At 45.7% G+C, this 20362-nt stretch carries 18 protein-coding genes; 11 read left to right on the forward strand and 7 right to left on the reverse strand.

Going from position 1 to position 20362, the window contains the following annotated elements:
- Positions 1–114: 114 nt before the first annotated feature.
- Positions 115–1461 carry a UDP-N-acetylmuramoyl-L-alanine--D-glutamate ligase gene (gene murD / locus QUA27_RS19640; protein WP_333069874.1) on the forward strand — a complete coding sequence of 449 codons (1347 nt, stop codon included), beginning with the start codon at positions 115–117 and terminating at the stop codon, positions 1459–1461.
- Positions 1462–1595: 134 nt separating this feature from the next.
- On the opposite strand, the gene QUA27_RS19645 is transcribed toward murD, so the two are convergent.
- The 4 genes from QUA27_RS19645 to QUA27_RS19660 form a co-directional block, all read right to left on the reverse strand.
- The gene (locus tag QUA27_RS19645) at positions 1596–1769 is read right to left on the reverse strand and encodes a hypothetical protein (protein WP_333069876.1); all 174 of its coding nucleotides are present in this window, start codon (positions 1767–1769) and stop codon (positions 1596–1598) included.
- 36 nt (positions 1770–1805) lie between these two features.
- Positions 1806–2168, reverse strand: a complete 363-nt coding sequence (locus QUA27_RS19650) for a hypothetical protein (RefSeq protein ID WP_333069877.1) — start codon at positions 2166–2168, stop codon at positions 1806–1808.
- Positions 2137–2319 (reverse strand): hypothetical protein, encoded by a 183-nt coding sequence (locus QUA27_RS19655; protein WP_333069878.1) that lies wholly within the window; start codon positions 2317–2319, stop codon positions 2137–2139. Before QUA27_RS19655 ends, QUA27_RS19650 begins: the two co-directional genes overlap by 32 nt.
- Before the next feature lie 93 nt (positions 2320–2412).
- The gene (locus QUA27_RS19660; protein WP_333069879.1) at positions 2413–2823 is read right to left on the reverse strand and encodes an MAPEG family protein; all 411 of its coding nucleotides are present in this window, start codon (positions 2821–2823) and stop codon (positions 2413–2415) included.
- 499 nt (positions 2824–3322) lie between these two features.
- Here QUA27_RS19660 and QUA27_RS19665 point away from each other — a divergent pair, with 499 nt between their 5' ends.
- The 4 genes from QUA27_RS19665 (at position 3323) to QUA27_RS19680 (ending at position 7337) form a co-directional block, all read left to right on the forward strand.
- Positions 3323–4261, forward strand: a complete 939-nt coding sequence (locus QUA27_RS19665; protein WP_333069880.1) for a DUF389 domain-containing protein — start codon at positions 3323–3325, stop codon at positions 4259–4261.
- A 19-nt stretch (positions 4262–4280) separates the two neighbouring features.
- Complete coding sequence (locus tag QUA27_RS19670) at positions 4281–5858, forward strand: cation:proton antiporter (protein WP_333069881.1); 1578 nt, start codon at positions 4281–4283, stop codon at positions 5856–5858.
- Positions 5859–6122: 264 nt separating this feature from the next.
- Positions 6123–6902 (forward strand): SAM-dependent methyltransferase, encoded by a 780-nt coding sequence (locus QUA27_RS19675; protein ID WP_333069883.1) that lies wholly within the window; start codon positions 6123–6125, stop codon positions 6900–6902.
- 99 nt (positions 6903–7001) lie between these two features.
- On the forward strand, positions 7002–7337 hold the full coding sequence (locus tag QUA27_RS19680) for a cupin domain-containing protein (protein WP_333069884.1): 336 nt from the start codon (positions 7002–7004) through the stop codon (positions 7335–7337).
- Positions 7338–7500: 163 nt separating this feature from the next.
- Here QUA27_RS19680 and QUA27_RS19685 read toward each other — a convergent pair whose 3' ends face one another.
- Entirely contained in the window at positions 7501–8202 is a 702-nt protein-coding gene (locus QUA27_RS19685) for a Crp/Fnr family transcriptional regulator (protein ID WP_333069886.1), read from the reverse strand.
- A 225-nt stretch (positions 8203–8427) separates the two neighbouring features.
- Between QUA27_RS19685 and QUA27_RS19690 the strand changes: the two genes are divergently transcribed.
- The 5 genes from QUA27_RS19690 (at position 8428) to QUA27_RS19710 (ending at position 13624) form a co-directional block, all read left to right on the forward strand.
- A complete protein-coding gene (locus QUA27_RS19690; protein WP_333069888.1) occupies positions 8428–8607 on the forward strand; it encodes a CdiA C-terminal domain-containing protein in 180 nt (59 codons plus the stop codon).
- A gap of 133 nt (positions 8608–8740) precedes the next feature.
- Entirely contained in the window at positions 8741–9772 is a 1032-nt protein-coding gene (locus tag QUA27_RS19695) for a thiazole synthase (RefSeq protein ID WP_333069889.1), read from the forward strand.
- Between the two features lie 69 nt (positions 9773–9841).
- A complete protein-coding gene (gene psb34, locus QUA27_RS19700) occupies positions 9842–10009 on the forward strand; it encodes a photosystem II assembly protein Psb34 (protein ID WP_015177107.1) in 168 nt (55 codons plus the stop codon).
- Positions 10010–10555: 546 nt separating this feature from the next.
- Complete coding sequence (locus QUA27_RS19705) at positions 10556–12826, forward strand: tetratricopeptide repeat protein (RefSeq protein WP_333069891.1); 2271 nt, start codon at positions 10556–10558, stop codon at positions 12824–12826.
- A gap of 105 nt (positions 12827–12931) precedes the next feature.
- A complete protein-coding gene (locus QUA27_RS19710; RefSeq protein ID WP_333036365.1) occupies positions 12932–13624 on the forward strand; it encodes a response regulator transcription factor in 693 nt (230 codons plus the stop codon).
- A gap of 110 nt (positions 13625–13734) precedes the next feature.
- Here the strand turns inward: QUA27_RS19710 and hemG are convergent, their stop codons facing one another.
- Together hemG and QUA27_RS19720 are read right to left on the reverse strand one after the other, a co-directional pair.
- On the reverse strand, positions 13735–15195 hold the full coding sequence (gene hemG, locus QUA27_RS19715; protein WP_333069892.1) for a protoporphyrinogen oxidase: 1461 nt from the start codon (positions 15193–15195) through the stop codon (positions 13735–13737).
- Between the two features lie 25 nt (positions 15196–15220).
- The gene (locus QUA27_RS19720) at positions 15221–15346 is read right to left on the reverse strand and encodes a hypothetical protein (RefSeq protein ID WP_333069894.1); all 126 of its coding nucleotides are present in this window, start codon (positions 15344–15346) and stop codon (positions 15221–15223) included.
- Positions 15347–16061: 715 nt separating this feature from the next.
- Between QUA27_RS19720 and QUA27_RS19725 the strand changes: the two genes are divergently transcribed.
- Complete coding sequence (locus QUA27_RS19725) at positions 16062–20297, forward strand: PAS domain-containing protein (protein ID WP_333069895.1); 4236 nt, start codon at positions 16062–16064, stop codon at positions 20295–20297.
- Positions 20298–20362: the final 65 nt, after the last annotated feature.

Genomic DNA, 20362 nt, shown 5'->3' on the forward strand with positions numbered 1-20362 from the left:
ACTTTGTCAAAACAGTCATAATTTAAGCAAAATGGCCAATAGCCAACAACAGAGCCCAGGTTAAGATATAAACTTATAAAACCAGGGAAATTCGCTCCATCACACACACAGCTTATGCCGATCGCTCATATCATTGGACTCGGAAAATCAGGAATTGCCGCCGCAAGACTGCTAAAACGCGAAGGATGGGAAGTAACGCTGAGCGATCGCTCATCTTCCCCAAATTTGCTCGAACAGCAACAGGAATTCGCTAACGAAGGAATTCATGTGGAGTTAGGTAAATCTTTTGAACCAGTCGAATCTATAGAATTAATAGTAGTAAGTCCGGGCGTTCCCTGGGACAGTCCAGCATTAATGCGCGCCAGAGAGTTAGGCATTGAAACAATCGGAGAAATGGCTCTCGCGTGGCGTTACCTCAAATCTCCTTGGGTGGGAATTACTGGCACTAACGGCAAAACTACTACGACTGCTTTAATTGCTGCTATTTTTGCAGAAGCCGGGCTTTACGCTCCTGCTTGCGGCAATATTGGCTATGCTGCTTGTGAATTAGCTTTAGCCGAAAAACAGCCGGATTGGGTAATCGCAGAAATCAGCAGCTATCAGATAGAATCGTCGCCGTTTGTAGCGCCGAGAATCGGAGTTTTGACGACTTTGACGCCGGATCACCTCAGCCGCCACAAAACTTTAGAAAATTACTACAACATTAAAGCGCATTTGCTGAAAAAGTCGGAATTGCAAGTAATTAACGGCGACGATCCTTGTTTGCGGCAGCAAGGAGTTGACATTTGGCCGGAGGCGTGCTGGACGAGTGTCAAAGGTGAAAAACATTTGTTGGGAAAACGCACTTTTGGAGCGTACATCGAAAACGGTTGGGTAATAGCTCAAAGCGAGAAAATTTTACCTGCTGATTCTTTGCGGATGGTGGGAGAACACAATTTGCAGAATTTGTTAATGGCGGTGGCGGCGGCTAATTTAGCGGGGATAGATAAAAGTGCGATCGCCCGGGCGATCGCTAAATTCCCTGGAGTTTCGCACCGCCTCGAACACATCTGCACTTGGGAAGGCATAGATTTCATCAACGACAGCAAAGCTACTAATTATGACGCCGCCCAAGTCGGGTTGGCTTCTGTCAGCGCACCGGCGATTTTAATTGCGGGCGGCGACGCCAAAGAAGGGGACGATCGCGCTTGGATTGATACAATCAAGGCGAAAGCTGCTGGGGTGTTGCTAATTGGGGATGCGGCAGGTATTTTTGCCGATCGGCTCGAACAAGCAAACTACAACGCTTGGGAAATAGTCGAAACAATGGAAAGAGCAATCCCGCGAGCAGCAGAATTAGGCAAACAGAACAACGCTAAAGTAGTGCTGCTTTCTCCAGCCTGTGCTAGCTTCGATCAATACCAAAACTTCGAGCAGCGAGGCGATCATTTCCGCCAATTATGCCTCGAATCCCTAGTTTAGATATGTCATTGTTCGCTGTGTACAAATTAAGATTGTTATACACAGCGAACACTAACAAAATTCAATCTGCGTTCATCTGCGTCTATCGGCTTACATCTGCGGTTAAAAATTCAAACCTCTGATTTCCGCCTACTTTAACTAACCATCTTCCAAATAGTCTTAATTCTATCCTGTTGTTCCCATTCTAAAGCCTGAAAAACTATCATTATTTCCTCATGAGTATAATCAATAATGATGGCCGCCAAATGAGCAGCGGTTTCCGCTTCCAGCATGGCTGTTTTTAACTTCGCCATTGCCTCTTTATCCATTAGCACTAAACTTTGAATATTGACCTCACTTTCATTTTAATTGTGTCTGCAAATGTCTTTTAATTGGGTCTGAAAATCCGAAATATGAGCAGCACTTATTGTATCAGAATGCGGGAAGGAGATTTTAAATTCTTCGCTGCAAAGCTGAGAGAGCAATTTTTCATCAATCTCCAGAATCCGGTCTTCGGAAGCGACATTTTTTTGAAACAAAGTTGCGATTTCCCTTTCCAGTTGGCGATTGCCTTGCTGAAAGAAATCTTGAGAATTAGAACGAAACAAACCGCTATTAACTTGCTGAATTTGGCTAGGTGTCAGCGCTTGAGCCGAGACAGCAGCCGGAAATCCCAAAAATGCTGCTAGCCACCAGCTATAAATTATGTGTTTGAGAATGCTGTTCATCACTGTCGGGAGGAGTTTTTACCTCAATTGGTTTCTCGTCTTCTGACTCACTTGCTAATTCATCTTCTCGTTCAAGTTTTTCTTGCCAATCGACAAGCTGCTGAAAAAGTTTCGGGTTAATTTCAAATACGGGTTTGTTGGTTTCTGACATATTTACTCCTAACATTTATTACATTTAACTGTTTCCCAGGCAGAGCCGGGAAACGAGTAGAAAAACAATTATTTCGATGCTCAGAAGTTACGCTCAAACCTTCAGCAGCGACATAATTATGCCTGTTAATGAACCCCCAAGCAAAGCTAAAGTAGCTAAGGTACTAATGCCAAATCCTGCCGCTCTTTTTTCGGCAGCTTGATAGTAACCCCAAGCAAACAAAATGCGTCCAATTATCCAAACTGCGCCGATACCTGCGCCCCAAATTGGGCTGATAAATTGCGAGAACAGCCACAGCGAGGGCAAAAATAGAATCATTTGCTCTAAGGTATTTTGCTGAACTCGCACAACTCGCTCAAAGTCTGGGTTTCCTGTCATCTGCGGGGGAGAAACTTTGTATTTGAATCTAGCTCTGCCGACGTTGATGGTAACAACGAAGTAGAGAATTAATGCTGAAACACTAATTAGACTAGGCCAAAGTGTCGCGTTTGCTTCTGCGAGCATGATTCGGTATTATTGGGGTGGAGTAGATATCTTGATTATAAATCAATTATTGCCGATCGCGTTATTCATCGCCATCCCGTCATCCAGGCAGCGGATTTGATGCAACTGCTGGGGATTAGTAGCGCGGCAATTCCTTTTGGGTTCCGCGACATCCTCGAAAACTTGCTGGCTGGGATTTTGATTCTTTTGCTCGCATATGCCTACGGATACAAGCCCCCGACTCTTGTCGTGAGTAGCCCAAATTTTAGACTCTTGTTCAAGCTCCCAGATTCATCTGTGGAGTAAATCTAAAATCTGTGGAGTAAATTTAAAATCTAAAATCTCGAATCTAAAATCTCGAATCTAAAATCTAAAATCTAACATCGACTGACCCCACCTGCATACGAATACAAGCCCCCGACTTAAGGAGATTATTTTGCTCAACAATATTCGAGACCGTCTTAAATATTTCACCAGGAGCAGAATTCCTCGAGAGCATTTAAAGCAAATACGAGTTGACTTGTTGGAAGAATCAACCCTAGATATTAACTATCTTGTCTTAATTCTAGGCTCCTGTATAATTGCCACCTTTGGACTGATTGCCAACAGTGCGGCCGTAATTATCGGTGCAATGATCATTGCGCCTCTGATGTTGCCAATCCGAGGGTTAGCATTTGGAGCGGTAGAAGGTAACGTTCTCATTTTCCGCAAAGGTTTAGTTGCATTAGCAGTCGGGACGGGGCTAGCAATTTTTCTAGCTTGTTTTTTGGGCGCTTTGGTACAACTTCCCGACTTTGGGAGCGAAGTTCTAGCTCGTTCTAAACCTACATTACTAGACTTAGGAATTGCGATCGCCGCTGGGGGAATCAGCGGCTATGCGAAAGTTCAGCCCAAAGTTTCTGCTACTCTGGCGGGAACTGCGATCGCCGTGGCTCTCATGCCGCCAATTTGTGTTATAGGTTTAGGCTTATCTCAAGCTAATTGGTCGCTCAGTTTGGGAGCAAGCCTCCTGTATCTTACTAATTTGCTGGGGATTACTCTTTCCTGTATGCTAACCTCTTTAATGGCCGGCTACACGCCTCTGCATCGCGCCGGTAAAGCCCTCCTTTGGGCGCTAGCATTGACCGCTATACTTGTGATTCCTCTGGGGGTGAGTTTTGCGGAATTGATCGAGCAAGCGCAACTCGAAGCGAGCCTGAAGCGGGCGTTGCTAAACCGAACTATCACTTTTCAACGGGTGGAACTGATTAACACTGATACTAACTGGTTGACGAAACCGCCGGAAGTGCGTCTGATTGTTCGCAGTAGCGAAGCTTTGACACCCAAACAGGTGCAGCTTTTAGAAGCATTTGTCGAAAAAGAAATGGGTCAAAAATTTACCCTAATTTTTCAAGTCAGTCAAGTTGAAGAAGTGCGGCGATCGACGCTGAATAAGTCCCGCTCGAAACCGAAGCCTTAACTATTTTATTCTTAATGATATGACCCCAGAAACTCTAATTCACGAAGTGACTATCGAGGGGAATCTGAAGCAATTTCTCTTAGTGCTAGCGGTTTCCTTAACTGTGGCGACGCTGCCGCAAATCTTTGGCTGGCTGAGCAAAATTCCGTACACGCTGCTTTTAGTAATTGTCGGGTTGGGTTTGGCTTTTATAGATGTGCGGCTGGTGACGCTTTCACCGAAACTGATTCTGTTGATTTTTTTGCCACCTCTGTTGTTTGAAGCTGCTTGGAATCTGGAATGGTCTAAACTCAAGCGGGATTTGCTGCCGATCGCTCTTTATGCGGTTTTGGGTGTTGTTATTTCTGTTGCTGGCGTGGCTTTGGCTCTCAACCAAATAGCTGGAGTTTCTTTAGCGATCGCTCTGTTGGTAGGAGCTAGTATATCTGCTACAGATCCTGTTTCAGTAATTGCATTGTTCCGGGAATTGGGAGTTGAAAAACGCCTAGCTTTGCTGGTGGAGGGAGAGAGTTTATTTAATGATGGCATTGCTATTGTTGCTTTTAGTTTTTTGGTGGGATTCTCTCTAGGGACTGATGACGTTGGCATCCCAATTCTGATTGGGCGTTTCTTAGCTTTTGTGGGAATTGGGGTTGTTGTCGGCAGTTTAATCGGTTTTGGAGTTTCTTATCTGACTCAACCATTTGATTTACCTTTGGTTGAGCAATCGTTAACTCTAGTTTCAGCCTACGGCACTTATATAGTTGTGGAGGAGCTCGGCGGTTCAGGGGTGATTGGGGTGGTAACGATGGGCTTGATATTTGGCAATTTTGGCTCTCAGATAGGTATGCAACCCAGTACCAGACTTGCGGTAACACAATTTTGGAATTTTTTGGCGTTTTTTGTAAATTCGATCATGTTCCTGCTGATTGGCGATCAGATGAGGTTTGCTGATTTCGGAGCGAATTTAGGAGTAATTGGCATAACTGTAGTGGCGATGTTCGTGACGCGAGCAATCGCTATTTTTGGTCTAGGATGGTTGAGCAATTGGTTAGGGAAATCTGAAATTTCATTGCCCGATCAAACTGTGATTTGGTGGGGAGGGTTACGGGGTTCTGTATCGATTGCTTTAGCTTTGAGCGTACCCCATGTTCTGCCCGAGCGACCAACAATTATTGCGATCGTGTTTGGCGTAGTTTTATTTACGCTGCTAGTACAAGGTTTAACCACCAAGGCGCTACTGGAAAAATTGGGGTTGTTGAGCAACCAGGAGTTGCGCCAGCAGTATCAGGAGGCGATCGCCCAACGTGTTGCTCTCAATCGGGTTCTCAAGTATCTATCTGAAGTATCGGGCGATCGTAAAATCGAGCCTGATTTTTCCAATCATCTCGTGAGTCAGCTTCAAGAAAAATTAAACTTGCTGCAAGCAGAAATCAACAAAATGTACGATCGATCTCCTGAACTGCGGCAGATGACTATCGACAAACTCGAAGGGGATTTGCAGGCAATAGAGGCTGATACTTATGCTGAATTTGTGCGCGCGGGTCAATTGAATGAGCTGCCTGTTTCTGTGTTGCGGCAATGTTTTCAAGATCGGAATGAGAAAATAGTTTCTTAATAGGGTGTTTGTAGGGATAATCCACGTGATTGTCCCGCTGATGTGGAAATTTTTCGTAAGTCATAAAACTCTCAAATTTTTTGTTTCTTATTAGATTCCGTGTTGGCAATCAAAAACAGTCCGAATTGTTGAGGGGCGGACATGGTATAATTCCTGATATTATAGGGTTCGTTAGCCGACGATAATTTGAATATGAGCTAGATCATAGAAAGATTCTGCAGAATTTGGCAAACTGAGAGTAAGGTTAAATAGGAGGTCAATTTAATGACCAATACTGCTCTCAATTTTAAGACTGCACCCGGACATGAAGTGCTGGCCGCGGCGGGTAAGAAAATGTTGAGGCCGGGGGGGAAATTTGCTACGGAACAGTTATTTGAATGGGCGGATTTTCAGCCTGGGGAGACTGTTTTGGAGTTGGCTGCTAGTTTTGGATATAGTTCGATCGCCCTTGTTGAACGTTTTGGCGTAAAAGTAGTGGGAGTTGAGAAAAATCCCGAGAGTGTTGCCCGCGCTCGTGCTAATGTTGCAGCAACCGGTTTGAGCGATCGAGTGGAAATTGTGGAAGGAGATATTTTTCACTTGGATCGGATTTCCCAACAGTTTGATTGGGTGTTGGCTGAAGCTATCCTGACAATGCAGTCGCCGTCAGGGAAAGCTAAAATTGTATCGGGAATTTGCGATCGTTTAAAACCAGGTGGCAAGTTTCTTTCTCACGAACTTTTAGTTAAAAACCGAGAAGCTGAAATTCACAAAGCTTTATCAGAAGTGATTCGCGTCAATTCAACGCCTTTGTCTGAGTCTGGCTGGATTGCTGTTTACCAAAACGCGGGTTTGCAAGTAGAAAAGTGTCAAACCGGGGCGATGGGGCTCCTCAATTTGTCGCGAATGCTGCAAGATGAAGGGTTTGTGGGTACTGTGCGGATTTTGTGGAATATATTAAGTCGATCGCAAATTCGCGATCGTATCTTAGCAATGCGTCGAGTTTTCCAGCATTACCAACAGGATCTAGGCTACATCGTTATCTCTGCCCAAAAACAATCTTAACCGATTCAATCGATTTTCGATTTTCACTTTTCGATGGCAGAAAGCGAAGCCACTGATAAATTCAAGGCTTGTGACCAAATTAATTAATTGTCAAAAACTATGACTACTACTCTTTTACCGCTACAATCTTCAGCAATCCAACTTCGAGACGCAATTGAATATCCCGCCGCCGGAGTCCTGAACAAAATTTTAGTCAAAGACAAGAATTGTCAGTACAGTTTGTTTTGTCTGGCAGCAGGAACAGAAATTTCGGAACACTCTTCGGCACGGAACGCCACAGTTAATGTCATAGAAGGAAAGGGTATTTTGACTTTGGAAGGCAAGGATATTGTTTTGGAACCGGGGGTATTTGTCTTTATGCCTGGTAAAGCTCTTCACGCTTTGAAAGCTGAAGAAAATTTGGCGTTTATTTTGACACTTTCTGAAGTCAATTAATTACCGAAATATAGCTGTTTGGGCGGTTTAACAACCATAATTCCTTAAACTCAACCTCATAAACTCGCCCCGATTAATCGATTCTGGGGGCGGTTTTATATAGTTAGTGGCAGTCAAATATTGTTTGTGAAAGCAGCCATACAATAATTGGGATGTTAATATGTTAGTATATTTCATCTCCAGCGGCGACATCCTGCAGTTTTTCCCAATCCAATACAATAATTTTACCGCCTCGACTGTAGGAGACAAACGGTTTTAGTTTCTTAAACAACCGCACGCATTCTTCGTAGGTAATTCCAATACTGCGAGCAATTTGATAGTAGGGAAAACGTTTTTCTAAACATACACTATTATCCGCAATCTTTGTACCTTGCTCGACGGCAAAGTAATGAATAAATCGGGCCAGCCGGACGATCGCCCTTTCCGACACCAAACCGTGCACAGTGTCGTGCAGTTGTTGCAACCGCTGATTAAAAACCGCCAATATTCGCAAGGCAATCTCAGGATTTTCCCGAATTGCTGCTAGCAAAACTTCCCGTTCTGTGGTAAGAACTTCCACATCAGTTTCTGCAGTCACCGTTGCGGGGGCAATGCCGTTGCCTAGCAAAGCAGGTGCGGCAAAAATATCTCCCTGAAATAAAGTGCGGAGAATTGTTTCTTTGCCCGCCGCCGCTGTTTTTGCAACCCGCAGAGAACCGCTCAAAAGAGTGTATAATTTTTCGGGGATGCGATCGCCCTCATACATCACAACTTCTCCCTGTCGGTAACTGCAAATTACTGTGTGTTCTTGCAATCGTTCTAATTCAGTTTGGTTTAAGCTGGCAAATATTCCAATTTTAGCCAGTTGCTCAACAGTTGATTTCATACCTTTAACTCTACCCGCTCGGAGTCCATTGAGAGTATAGTAACGGTGAATTCAGAATATATCTAGACAAGCAGAGCCATCTATGAAAATGCATAACCAGAACATCGGCGATATTATTTTGATGAGATAGCTGGCGGATTTGTGCTAATTCACCAACAACATAATCTTAATAATTCGGAAATCTTTCTTGCTGCAATTTTGGCTAAAATAGGGAAGAGAGTTAGAATGTTGAGTGAGCAAGCAGCAGAGCGTGTGAGAACACCAGACGCTGAGATAGACGGTGAGATTTGCGAATTTAAGGAGTTGACAGAACAGACTCAAAACATCAGATATCGAGTTCAAGAAGGAATTAGCAGGGCAAAAAATCAAGGTGCATCAGTAGTTGTTTTTCACATCAACCGATAAAATTACGATGGCTGGAAAATCAACGCTGGCATCAAAAAAGGTCTGTTTTGGGATACCCAAAAGCGTATTCAACAAATAATTTTTGTTGCCAACACCAAACAAATTCAAATCATTACAAGGGAAGACTGGCAAAATGGAAGACCATTTCAGTGAATTTAAAGAAATCGTAGAGTGCGGGTTGAAAAATAATATGCCGCGAGATGCTAAACTAATTACTGTAGGCCAAATTTTATATGCTGTTACCCGCGACGATCTAACCATAAAAGAAGGTTGGCAGCTTGAAGAGATGATGGGTGGCAGAACACAGTGGGAAGAGGCACTTGAGTACAGCATTTTTGGGTATCCAGTAGACACAGCAACGCCACCTTTAGACAAACCTCTGGTTATTGCCGGTAAAACTTTTCATTCTCGCTTGATGACGGGGACGGGAAAATATCGCAGCATCGCAGAAATGCAGCAAAGTGTCAACGCTAGCAGGTGCGAAATTGTGACTGTAGCTGTGCGGCGAGTGCAAACAAATGCTCCCGGTCATGAAGGATTGGCAGAGGCTCTTGATTGGACGAAAATTTGGATGCTGCCAAATACTGCCGGTTGTCAAACTGCGGATGAGGCGATTAGAGTAGCTCGTTTGGGCCGGGAAATGGCGAAACTTTTAGGGCAAGAAGACAATAATTTTGTCAAATTAGAAGTGATTCCGGATGCTAAATATTTGCTGCCCGATCCGATCGGCACTTTGGAAGCTGCAGAACAATTAGTCAAAGAAGGTTTTGCCGTTTTGCCCTACATCAATGCCGATCCCCTCCTGGCCAAACGCCTCGAAGAAGTCGGTTGTGCGACAGTCATGCCTTTAGGTTCGCCCATCGGTTCAGGGCAAGGGATCAACAATGCGGCCAACATTCAAATAATTATTGACACGGTAAATGTTCCGGTGGTAGTCGATGCGGGGATCGGAACGCCCAGCGAAGCAGCCCGAGCAATGGAAATGGGAGCCGATGCACTGTTGATTAATTCCGCGATCGCCAATGCCCAAAATTCCCCGGCAATGGCAAAAGCAATGGGAATGGCAGCAGAAGCGGGGCGGATGGCGTACTTAGCAGGCAGAATGCCGATCAAAGATTACGCGATCGCCTCTTCTCCCCAAACAGGCACTGTCACCTCCAAATAAATGGCCGAATTTTCCTGGGCGCTTTTTTGGTACAGTTGTAAACATCAAAAATATTAAGGATTGTGACTGATGCCTTACATCAAAGATGACGATGGACGCCTGAACAACTTTGCTAAAGAGCCGAAGGTGTATGAAGCCGTACCTCCCAACAAAAATCAGCAACGGAACTATATCATCATGGGAATTGCAGCAGCCATGTTGGTCGCGGGTTTGGTGTTTGTGGCTGCTTCCGTCTAAAAGCTGGGCTGAGACTCAAAGCTGCTTCAAATCGCAATTTTAAATAATCATTCAACAAACCATGTTTTCCAACCAATGGAAACATGGTTTTTGTGTTTCAATACAAAGCAGGTAGTTGCGACAATCCTGAAGCGTGCCGAGCAAGCTGGAAAGCTAAATAATATCAATTCCGTTAACACCGTTCGGGATGGGGAGTAGGGAGTAGGGAGTGGGCAGTGGGCAGTGGGGGAATGTGGAATTATTGACCTTGACTCGATCATTCCCATCCAACCGGAAACGATATAAGACCAGCAGAAATTTGGTTCTTTGCTCTCGGCTGTCAGCTTCAGGGACTTGGGTTGCACTTAATCACACTGGTTCGTCACCCACATAAAATTGCCAATTGAAAATCTACAATCCTTTAGTCATCATCGGTGCGATTGACTGCCTTCGGGGCTTAGTTGTGAGTTATGACCGATCGAGATTTCAACTCTCAACTCTACAATCTAAAATCTACAATCCAAAACCTAAAACCTAAAATCTAAAATCTAAAATCGGCTGCTCCTGATGTCTATTCCTTCCCAAAAAGTTTCTAGCTCGAACAAGCTGATCTACCAACGCTTGAAACAGGCGATCGACCTCAATTTACGCCGTCAAATTTTTATTGCCGCCTGCGACGACTTGTGCTTGCGGGACTGTCTGGCAGCCCGCTTGCAGGCAGAATTAGCCGCAGAGAGCGCTGGCTCAGATCCTCGCTCCCCGATCGACTACCCCCGATTTGTCAGTTTGGAACTCGACTTGAGCAATCCAAATCCTTGGGGTTCGATCGCCGCATGGCTGACCCACCACCCACCGCCACAAAACAGGGGCAGCTACAGCCCTTTGCCGGGATTTCAAATTCTTGGGGCAGAACACCTGACCAGGCAGTCAGCAGCCGTGCAGTGGTCGTTCCTGAGCTATTTGAGAGACATCGAAGGAAACCTGCAAATGTGCGAGTCTACTCTGTTGCTGTGGGTGTCGCGGCCCTGGCTAAGTTCGATCGAGCAATCGGCGCCGGAATTTTGGCACTGGCGAACCGGAGTATTTGAGTTTGAAGGCGAACCAACTCCAGCTAAGGGAGACTTCGGGCACTTTGATGACTTCGGGAACTCAGGAGACTTGCGAAACCTGCGGGACAGCGGAGACTTTGGCAACAAACTTTTAATATCTTCTTTGTCTGGACAATCCCCAATTCCCGAACACTCCCCAAGTTCATATCCCCCGTCTCCAGCGCCTGATTCTAAATCCGTCCAACTGACAGATGACGAACCATCCCCAATTTCCCATCCCCCGTCCCCAGCGCCTGATTCTAAATCCGTCGAGCTGGCAGATTTGGTGCTAGCAGCAGCCTCTGAGGAGTTGGAAGCAGAAAATGATGCCACATCAGAGGAGAATTTTCTGCCGCTGCAAACTCTGCAATACATCGAACTGCTGCAAGAACATCAGTGTTCTTGCGAAGCCTTGGCTTTGGCTTATCACAGTTTGGGGAATTACTACCGCGATCGCATCCTGGGCGGAGACGTTTCAGAGCAAAACTTGACAATAGCCATTCGCGCGATCGAACAAGTGATTGCATATCTCGACGTTGACACCAAATCGCAGCAAAATCAACCACTAACTGATGAATGCGCGCGGCTGATTGCCCAATTGACACAAAATTTAACTCAGTACGCCCAGGAGTCCAACAGTCTACCGCCAATTTCCGATCTGCTTAACGATCTCGGCACTCTCTACTGGATGCTGTCGCGCGATCGCACCAATGCCCTCAACGCCTCAGATCCGGTATCCAGCCTTGAACGCAGCATCGCGCTCTACCTTGAAGGTTTGAACCGAACAGATAGCGAAACCGTACCCCAAACCCGCGTTAGATTAAACAAAAATTTGGGAATCGCCTCGGCCGATTTAGCCCGCTATCGAGACAAGACAGAGAACTTGCAGCACGCAGTTGCAGCTTACCAACAAGCGCTGCTGGATCTAGACCCCGCCGTGGAGCCCCAGCAGTACGCTGCTGCTCAGAATAATTTGGCGACAGCATACTGGAATTTAGCCCAAGATGGTGAGCCGATCGTATATCTCAAAAGCGCGATCGCAGCTTACACCCAAGCCCTCTCCTGCTACAGTCCCGAACGAGAACCCCTCAACTATGCCGGAGTACAAAACAACCTCGGTACCGCCTGCTGGAACCTCTCCCAGCACGAACCCTCAGAATCCCTGCTAGTCAGGGCGATTTCGGCCTACCGCGAAGCATTGAAATACCGCACCCGAGAATTAGTACCCGCAGCAGCAGCCGCCACCTACAATAATCTCGGTACCGCTTATTGGCATTTGGCGAACCAGTTTCAGCAGAAACGAGCGCGGACGGAATCATTGCAGCAGGCGATTACCGCCTACGAAGCCGCCCTGGATATCGCCGGAGAACTCGATCGAACCCAACTCACCTTTGACGCCTTGGCCGCCCGCAACAATCTTGGACTAGCCCACTATCAACTAGCCATAGAACCAGATTTTGCCGCTAATAAAGCTGCACAGACAAGCCATCTAGAAGCAGCACTGCACCACCAGTTGCAAGTGTGCGCCGAATGGGGACAACATCTCAATGACAAAGGGTTAACATATGGGGATAAACTCAACCTGCAAGCCCCGGCAAACTCCCAAGCTGCTGATTCCAGGCAAACAGCATTGAGCTATATTGTCAAAACGATTAGAGCTTTCTATAGTGAATGTGGGCTGCCAGGCCAAAATTTAGCCTTATCCAAAGTTCCTGGAGATTTATTGCCTGAAATTTTGCGTAGGTTATAAATATGGCTATAACTATTAAAAGCTCAATTTTTTCGAGATTTGTATCCAGTTTTCTATTATTATGGCTGAATATTCTTGCCTAATTCTTCAAGCAAACTTGTGGTCATGGCCCCTGTAAAAATCCTTGTGGTTGATGACGACCCGGCAATCCGAAATTTAATTCACCGTTTTTTGAGCCAGCAAGGTTATCAAGTTGAGTCTGGCGAGGACGGTCAGACTGGTCTGGAATTATTTGAGCAACTCAATCCTGACTTAGTAGTTCTAGATGTAAATTTACCTGATACAACTGGCTACAAACTGTGTCAAGAAATGCAAAGACGCACGGGCGTGTTTGTGTTGATGCTGACTGCCCGAACCGATGAAGCTGACAAAATGAAAGGGTTTGCCGAAGGTGCTGACGACTACATTACTAAACCTTTTAGTCTTGTAGAAATTGGAGCTCGCGTTGCAGCAATTTTGAAGCGCAAACGCATTGTTACTCCCGCCGAACAACAAACTCTTACTTTTGGAGAGCTACTAATAGATCCGGTTCGCCGCGAGGTAATTCTCGGCAGTCAGATAGTTGCTTTGACTGCTTTAGAATTCGACCTGCTGTACTGTTTGGCCAGCAAACCCGGTCGCGTATGGAGGCGATCGGAATTGCTGCATGAAGTGTGGGACTACGAGTATGTAGGAGCCGATCGCGTGGTGGATGTCCATATAGGTCAAATTCGCCGCAAAATTGAACCAGATGCCACTCAAATTTCGATGATTCAAACCGTTAGGGGGGTGGGTTACAAGTTTGAACCCACAACCTAGTAACATTCGGCATTGGGCATCGGATATGAAGGCAGAAGGCTGTAGGTGCGGGTTCACCAATATCTCGGATTAACATACTCGATATTGGTAAACCCGCCCTCTCCACATAATCATTCAGATCGAGTATCTGATTGTTTGTTCTGCAAATACTCGCCCACTTCTCGTGCACGCTCAAAACCCCTTCGCACGCAATCTCCCAAAGCCACTCCGCCAACGTAGTTGCTGCACAAATACACCCCAGGCAAAGATTTTAAGCCCTCATCGATTTGTTGCAGGCGATCGAAATGACCCAAATTGTACTGAGGAATCGCCCGCTTCCATACATTCACCGCTAAAACTTTTGGCTGTGGCACATCTGGTTTCAGCAAAATCCGAGACAAATCTCGGTGCACCTCACGAACGATTTGTTCTGAGTCGAGATTGCCAATTTCCGAATCAGTAGCCCCGCCGATGTAACTGCTGAGAGTTTGCCACCCTGCCGGCGCGCGACCGGCAAATAAACTCGATGTCCAAATCGTCCCCAGAGTGCGAATTCCCTGCCCCCTCGGAATTAAATTTCCAAAACCTACTAATTTACCCTTGACATCAGACTGCGGGTATGCTATCACAACGCAGGCAACCGTAGGATAAGTAAAAGCTTGTAAAGCACTGCTAACTTTCGGTTGCAGAGGCTGCAACAAATCGGCTGTAACGTAAGCCGGCGTTGTCAAAACCACGGTGCGCGCCTCAACTTCCTGCTGTCCGTCGGGCGTCGAGAATACAGCAATGTAAGTTTCGCGTTCTGTACGCTGGAGGCGAGTCAGGTGCCAGTTGAGTTTCACTCGATCGCCCCATTGAGCAGCGATCGCCTCTGGCAGCGCCTTCAACCCCTGTTTGAACGAACCCAACTCGCCCGGCCTAGTTTTAGGAACATTCGGGTCTGCAGGCAATTTCTTCGGTCTTTTCCTAGCAGAAAGCAGCGCCCCCGCCACCAGCCCGCCACCCAGATCAGCCATCTTTGCTACCCGGCCAAAAGCCGCCGCCGCGCTAAGTTGTTGCGGATCGCCGGCATAAACCCCAGAAACAAAAGGTTCCACCAACCGCTGCATCACTTCCGTACCGAGATGACGGCGGAAAAATTGAGAAACAGTTTCCTCGTCACCCTGCTGCGAAAGTCGATCGCCCATTGCCGGCGCGACAAAGCCCAAAGCCCCGAACAACGCCCGCATTTTTCCCGGAAAACTCAGTAACTGAGACTGAATCATCGCCGGTGGAGTCATCGGCACCGGTTGCAGCTTTTTTTGCCAATAAACATAACGAGGCAATTTGCGATCGGCAAGAATCAACTCCTGCTTCAATCCCACATCCACAGCCAACTTCATCAATTCTGGCGTCGGCGAAAAACTGTTCGGGCCCTCCTCCCAGAGAAACCCTTCGGCTGTCACAGTGGTGATGTTCCCGCCCACACGTCCCTGACTCTCAGCGACTAAAATCTTCAGCGGCGATGCACTCGTTGCTTCCTTGTGAAGTGCGTGCGCCAAACTCAAACCGCTAATACCCGCACCCACAATCAAGGTATCTAATAGTTCCATATTACATAGAAAAATATCGCAATCTTTATGTTACATGGCTTTGCACGGCTTGCGTTCTTTGCTGGGCGTACTGCCAAACCGCTTTCAGATTACCGAATAGGGAATTGGGAATCGGGAATTGGGAATTGGGAATCGGTAAGCTGTCGGGCATTTCTTAAGCATTTTTCTCGTAGGTTGTGGATTAACCCACCTCCCCGTCTCCCCGTCTCTCGATCTCACTTTTTTATCCGCTGGGTCTGGTTTAAAAAAAGAGCATCTGCTGTAATTAAGCTATATTTCCAAATATACTATTTATTTAAAATTTTTGTATTATAGGGAACAGCGCCAAAAATTGCACCGGGAAACGCAGCAATAACGCAGCAGTACAGTGCCCAAAAAGATTTGAGTGGGTTAAACTAACTTTAGGCAAATTTTAGAGCTTAAGCAAGTCACCACCCCGCTCTGAAGAGATTGGGCTTTATGCCCTAATCAAAAGAGAGAGTTGACTAGGTATCGTCTTAACTGATTAGATTATCAAAAATATGGGTGTCAGCCCAAGCTGCTATGCGATCGCGGGTGAAATATTGGAAACGGTAATTGTTCCGTTGAAAATAGATCGTAAAAGTGCCAAGCGACCAAGTAGCCCCGTGTAGGAATAATCAATATTCAAGGCGGTGAAAACTGCCTGATGCGTGCTACCTCGATCGCTCTACTCACATCTTGCACAATTCTCAAGAACAGGCTTTCCGCCCTGTTCCACAAAGAGTTAATTTCTTGTGGGGTGGGCATCCTGTCGGCTCATAAAAGCTTATTGAAAATGGTGCAACATATGAGTCTAAATACACGAGGTTTTCATAATACTAAGCTTTTCTCATGAAAAAATACCCATGCAGGAAGTTATCAACTCGTTTCAGTCTTTTTTCTCTAACTCTGTTGATGCTTTCCTAGAGTGCGATCGACAGCAAAATTATTTATCGATCAATCCTATTGCTGCGGCTTGGATGGGATTAGAGCCTGCTGAAATAATCAACAAAACTAATCAGGAATTATTGAAATTATATCCTAATAATCCTGCGGTAAAAAATATAATTTTGCAGATTGATTCTTGCCTGCAACAAGTATTTATAACCGGGAAAAAACGGCTGGCAATTCATGAGGTGACGGCGGCAGACGGCGGGATTAAAATTTACGAAACGGCTTACACGCCAGCGGTGGATGCCTCTAGCAACCAGATGCGGGTTTTCGGCGTTGGTAGAGATATCACCAGGCACTACCGCTGGCAGCAGCAGAAAACTCAACAGTTACGCCGATCGAACCATTTACTGTGGTTGAATGCAGCTAACAGTCCCCTGGCAATGGTGGGCTGGGATGAAGATTTTCGCATCGTTCAGTGGTCGAAACGCGCCGAGGAAATCTTTGGCTGGACATCCGATGAGATGATGGGCAAGCAGTTCGGCGATTTGGCTTTGGTTTGCGAAGAAGATAGAGAGGCTGTAAGCGCGATCGAGCTTGAACTAGCCACTGGCAACGGCAATACTTCAATTAACCGCAACTATACTAAAAGCGGACAGGTAATTTGGTGTCGCTGGTTCAACTCAATTATTCGCAGTGGTGACACTTTTACCGTGCTTTCTTTGGTGGAAGATATCACCGATCGCAAACGGTTGGAAGCAGAAAAAGCCCAAGCTTCTCGCCTCACAGCAATGGTAGCCGATGTCGGTATTGCCCTCACCAAACACCCTCAAGATATCCTGCTTCCCTGCTGCGAGGCAATGGTGCGGAATCTTGATGTCGCTTCTGCTGAAATTTGGACTTTCAACTCTCAACATAATCTTTGGCAATTGCAAGCAGCCTCTGGAATCTACAGCCGCACAGACGATCGGGCTAGGTTTATTGAAAGTAAAGTTAACTCGATCGCCAAACAGCAAAAACCGGAATTTGACTGCGGATTTGAACTGAATAATTTTGGACTCTCAGAGGAAGAATCCCCGAAAGCAACACCGCCACACAGTTCCGAAGTAGCAATTATCAACACCAGCCAAAAGCCGACAAATTGCCCAATACCTAAGCAAATTCTCACCTTCGCCGGCTATCCTTTGATAGTCGAAGAACGGCTGGTGGGAGTCATGGTAATTATCAGCCGCCAGCCCCTGACAGCCCCCTTTCAGGAAACTTTAGCGTCGGTTGCCGATGTCATCGCTTTAGGCATCGAACGCAAGCGTGCAGAAGCTGAATTAAAATCAGCTAGAGGGTTTCTGAATTCCGTAGTAGAAAATCTGCCGGTGGGAGTTTTTGCTAAAGATGCTTCTTCGCTGAAATTTGTGCTGTGGAATAAAGCGGGAGAAACGATCGCAGGTGTTACCTCTCAAGAGGCGATCGGCAAAAATGACTACGATATTTACCCCAAAGAACAAGCTGATGTTTTTACTGCTCAAGACAGAGAAATATTGACCGGCGATCGCAACCAATCTACTGTTAAAGACATAGCTGAAGAACCGATCCAAACTCGCCACAAAGGTATGAGAATACTGCACACCCGCAAAGTGCCAATTCTCGACGCGGCAGGTCGTCCTCAGTACGTTTTGGGGATTACTGAAGATATTACCGAACGCAGGCAGGTGGACGAAAGCGTGCGCCTCTACGACCAAATTGTCGAGAATATGCAAATTGGTTTGTACGTCTACCATTTAGAAAATATAGACGATGACAGCACCCTGAGGGCGATCGCCTCAAATCCTGCAGCTACCCTATTTACCGGATTAGAAATGGCGGATGTTTTGGGAATGACAATCGACGAGATTTTTCCCCACCTGCGATCGAAAAACATTCCCCAAGCATTTGCTGCGGTAATTCGCACCCAGAAAGCTGTAGAACTTGAAGATATTGACTGCGATGAAGGGGGCAGAATAACTCGCGCTTTTTCTATTAAAGCTTTTCCATTACCCAACAACTGCGTCGGTGTTGCTTTTGAAAACATTACTGCTCGCAAGTGCCTAGAACTAGAACTGCAGGCGTCGTTGGACAAAACGGAACGTTCCGAACAACTCCTGCGTACAGTAATAGACAAAACCAGCGACTGGATTTTTGCCAAAGACAAAAAATTTCGCTATATTTTGGCAAACAGGAGTTTCGCTCAAGCGATCGGCAAAACAGTCGAAGAAATAATTGGCAAATCCGATTTAGAATTAGGATTTTCTGAAGACCTCGTGTTTGGGAATGCCGCCAAAAATATCCGAGGCTTCCGCACAGACGACTCTGCTGTACTGGCCGGCGAAATCATCCACAATCCCTGCGACCCGGCAACTATTGCTGACGGTTCAGTAAATATTTTTGATACCCAAAAACTTCCCCTGCGCGACGCAGAAGGTAATGTATTTGCAGTTCTAGCTTTCGCTCACGATATTACCGAACGACATGAATCGGAAGCAGCTTTGCGTAGGAGTGAATCAAGATTTAGATCTTTGGTAGCTAATATTCCGGGAGTGGTTTATCGCTGGAGGTGTGATTTTTCGACTAATTTTATTAGCGATGCCGTTTACTTATTAATCGGCTACCATGCGACAGATTTTATTTTGCGTTTGGACAGGAGAGGCAGGACTTTTGCTAGTATTATTTATCCGGAAGATTTGGCAAAAGTAGAAGCAACTATTCGGCAAGGTATAGAAAAGAAAGAGTCTTATAACTTGGAATATCGCTTGCTAGCAGCAGACGGTACGGTTAAATGGGTGTGGGATAAAGGTTCTCCTGTGTTCGACGCAGATGGAAACGTTTGCTATTTGGATGGGGTGATTTTTGATATTAGCGATCGGTACTACGCCGAGGAAGCATTGCGCCAAAAAACTTTAGAGTTAGAAGCAGTTTTTCGCGCTTTGCCTGATTTGTATTTTAGACTAGATGCTGACGGTATAATTGTGGATTATTTGTCAGGAACGTCCTCGAATTTATACGTGCCTCCCGAACATTTTCTTGGCCAACGCATGACAGACATATTGCCACAGAATGTCGCCAGCCAATTTTCCCAAGCAATCTTGGAAATTTCCGAAACAAGAAATTCTATCGACATAGAATATTCGCTTTCCATGTCGGGAGGAGAAAAAACTTATGAAGCCCGACTGTTGCCGTTTAATTCAGATCAGATTATTATTCTAGCCCGCAATATTACCAAGCGCAAACAAGCCGAAGCTCAATTAAAACATAAAAATCGCCAGCTAGAGCAAACACTGAAACAATTAGGCAGGACTCAAGCTCAACTAATTCAAGCGGAAAAAATGTCGGGTTTGGGACAGCTAGTGGCGGGAATTGCTCACGAAATCAATAATCCTGTCAGTTTTATTTATGGTAATATCACTTACGCTAGCGAATATGCCAAAAACTTGCTGGAACTGTGCAGTTTGTACCACGCACACTACCCGGAACCTGTTGCTGTTATCCAAGATTTGGCAGAAGAAATAGAACTGGAATTCATGAAAGAGGATTTCCCGCATCTGCTGAGTTCAATTCAAACCGGAGCCGAGCGAATTCGTCAAATAGTTCTGTCTTTGCGTAATTTTTCCCGCCTGGAAGAATCCGATCTTAAGCGTGTTAATATTCACGAGGGAATAGACAGCGCTCTGTTAATTTTGCAACACAAGATCAAAGAAAATGGCAGGAATCGTCATATTCAAATAGTTAAAGAATATGAAAAATTACCGCCGATACAGTGCTACGTGGGACAGTTAAATCAAGTGTTTATGAATATTTTAAATAATGCTATTGATGCTTTAGCCGATGTCAGGAATAGGAAGTTGGAACTGGGGAATTATTCGGAAGAGGAAGGGCAAGATTTTGCTAGTTTACCTTTAACTTGCGACACATTGCCGTGGATTCGGATTCGCACTGAGGTACTGGAGAACAATCGGGTGGTGATCGCAATTTCAGATAACGGGTCGGGAATGACAGAATCTGTTAAATCTCGGGTATTTGACCCGTTTTTTACTACTAAACCCGTAGGTAAAGGTACAGGTTTGGGACTGTCTATATCCTATCAGATTGTGGTGGAAAGACACGGGGGAACGCTGCGGTGCATTTCCGCGCCTGGAGAGGGAACTGAATTCGCGATCGAGATTCCCATTCGGCAGAGGTAATTAGTCATTGGTAATTGGTAGTTGCACCAGAAAAATGATAATCTAATTAAAGGTTCTAAAGTCAG

Source organism: Microcoleus harperi Pol14_C6 (genome assembly GCF_036701295.1).
Classification (GTDB): Bacteria; Cyanobacteriota; Cyanobacteriia; order Cyanobacteriales; family Microcoleaceae; genus Microcoleus.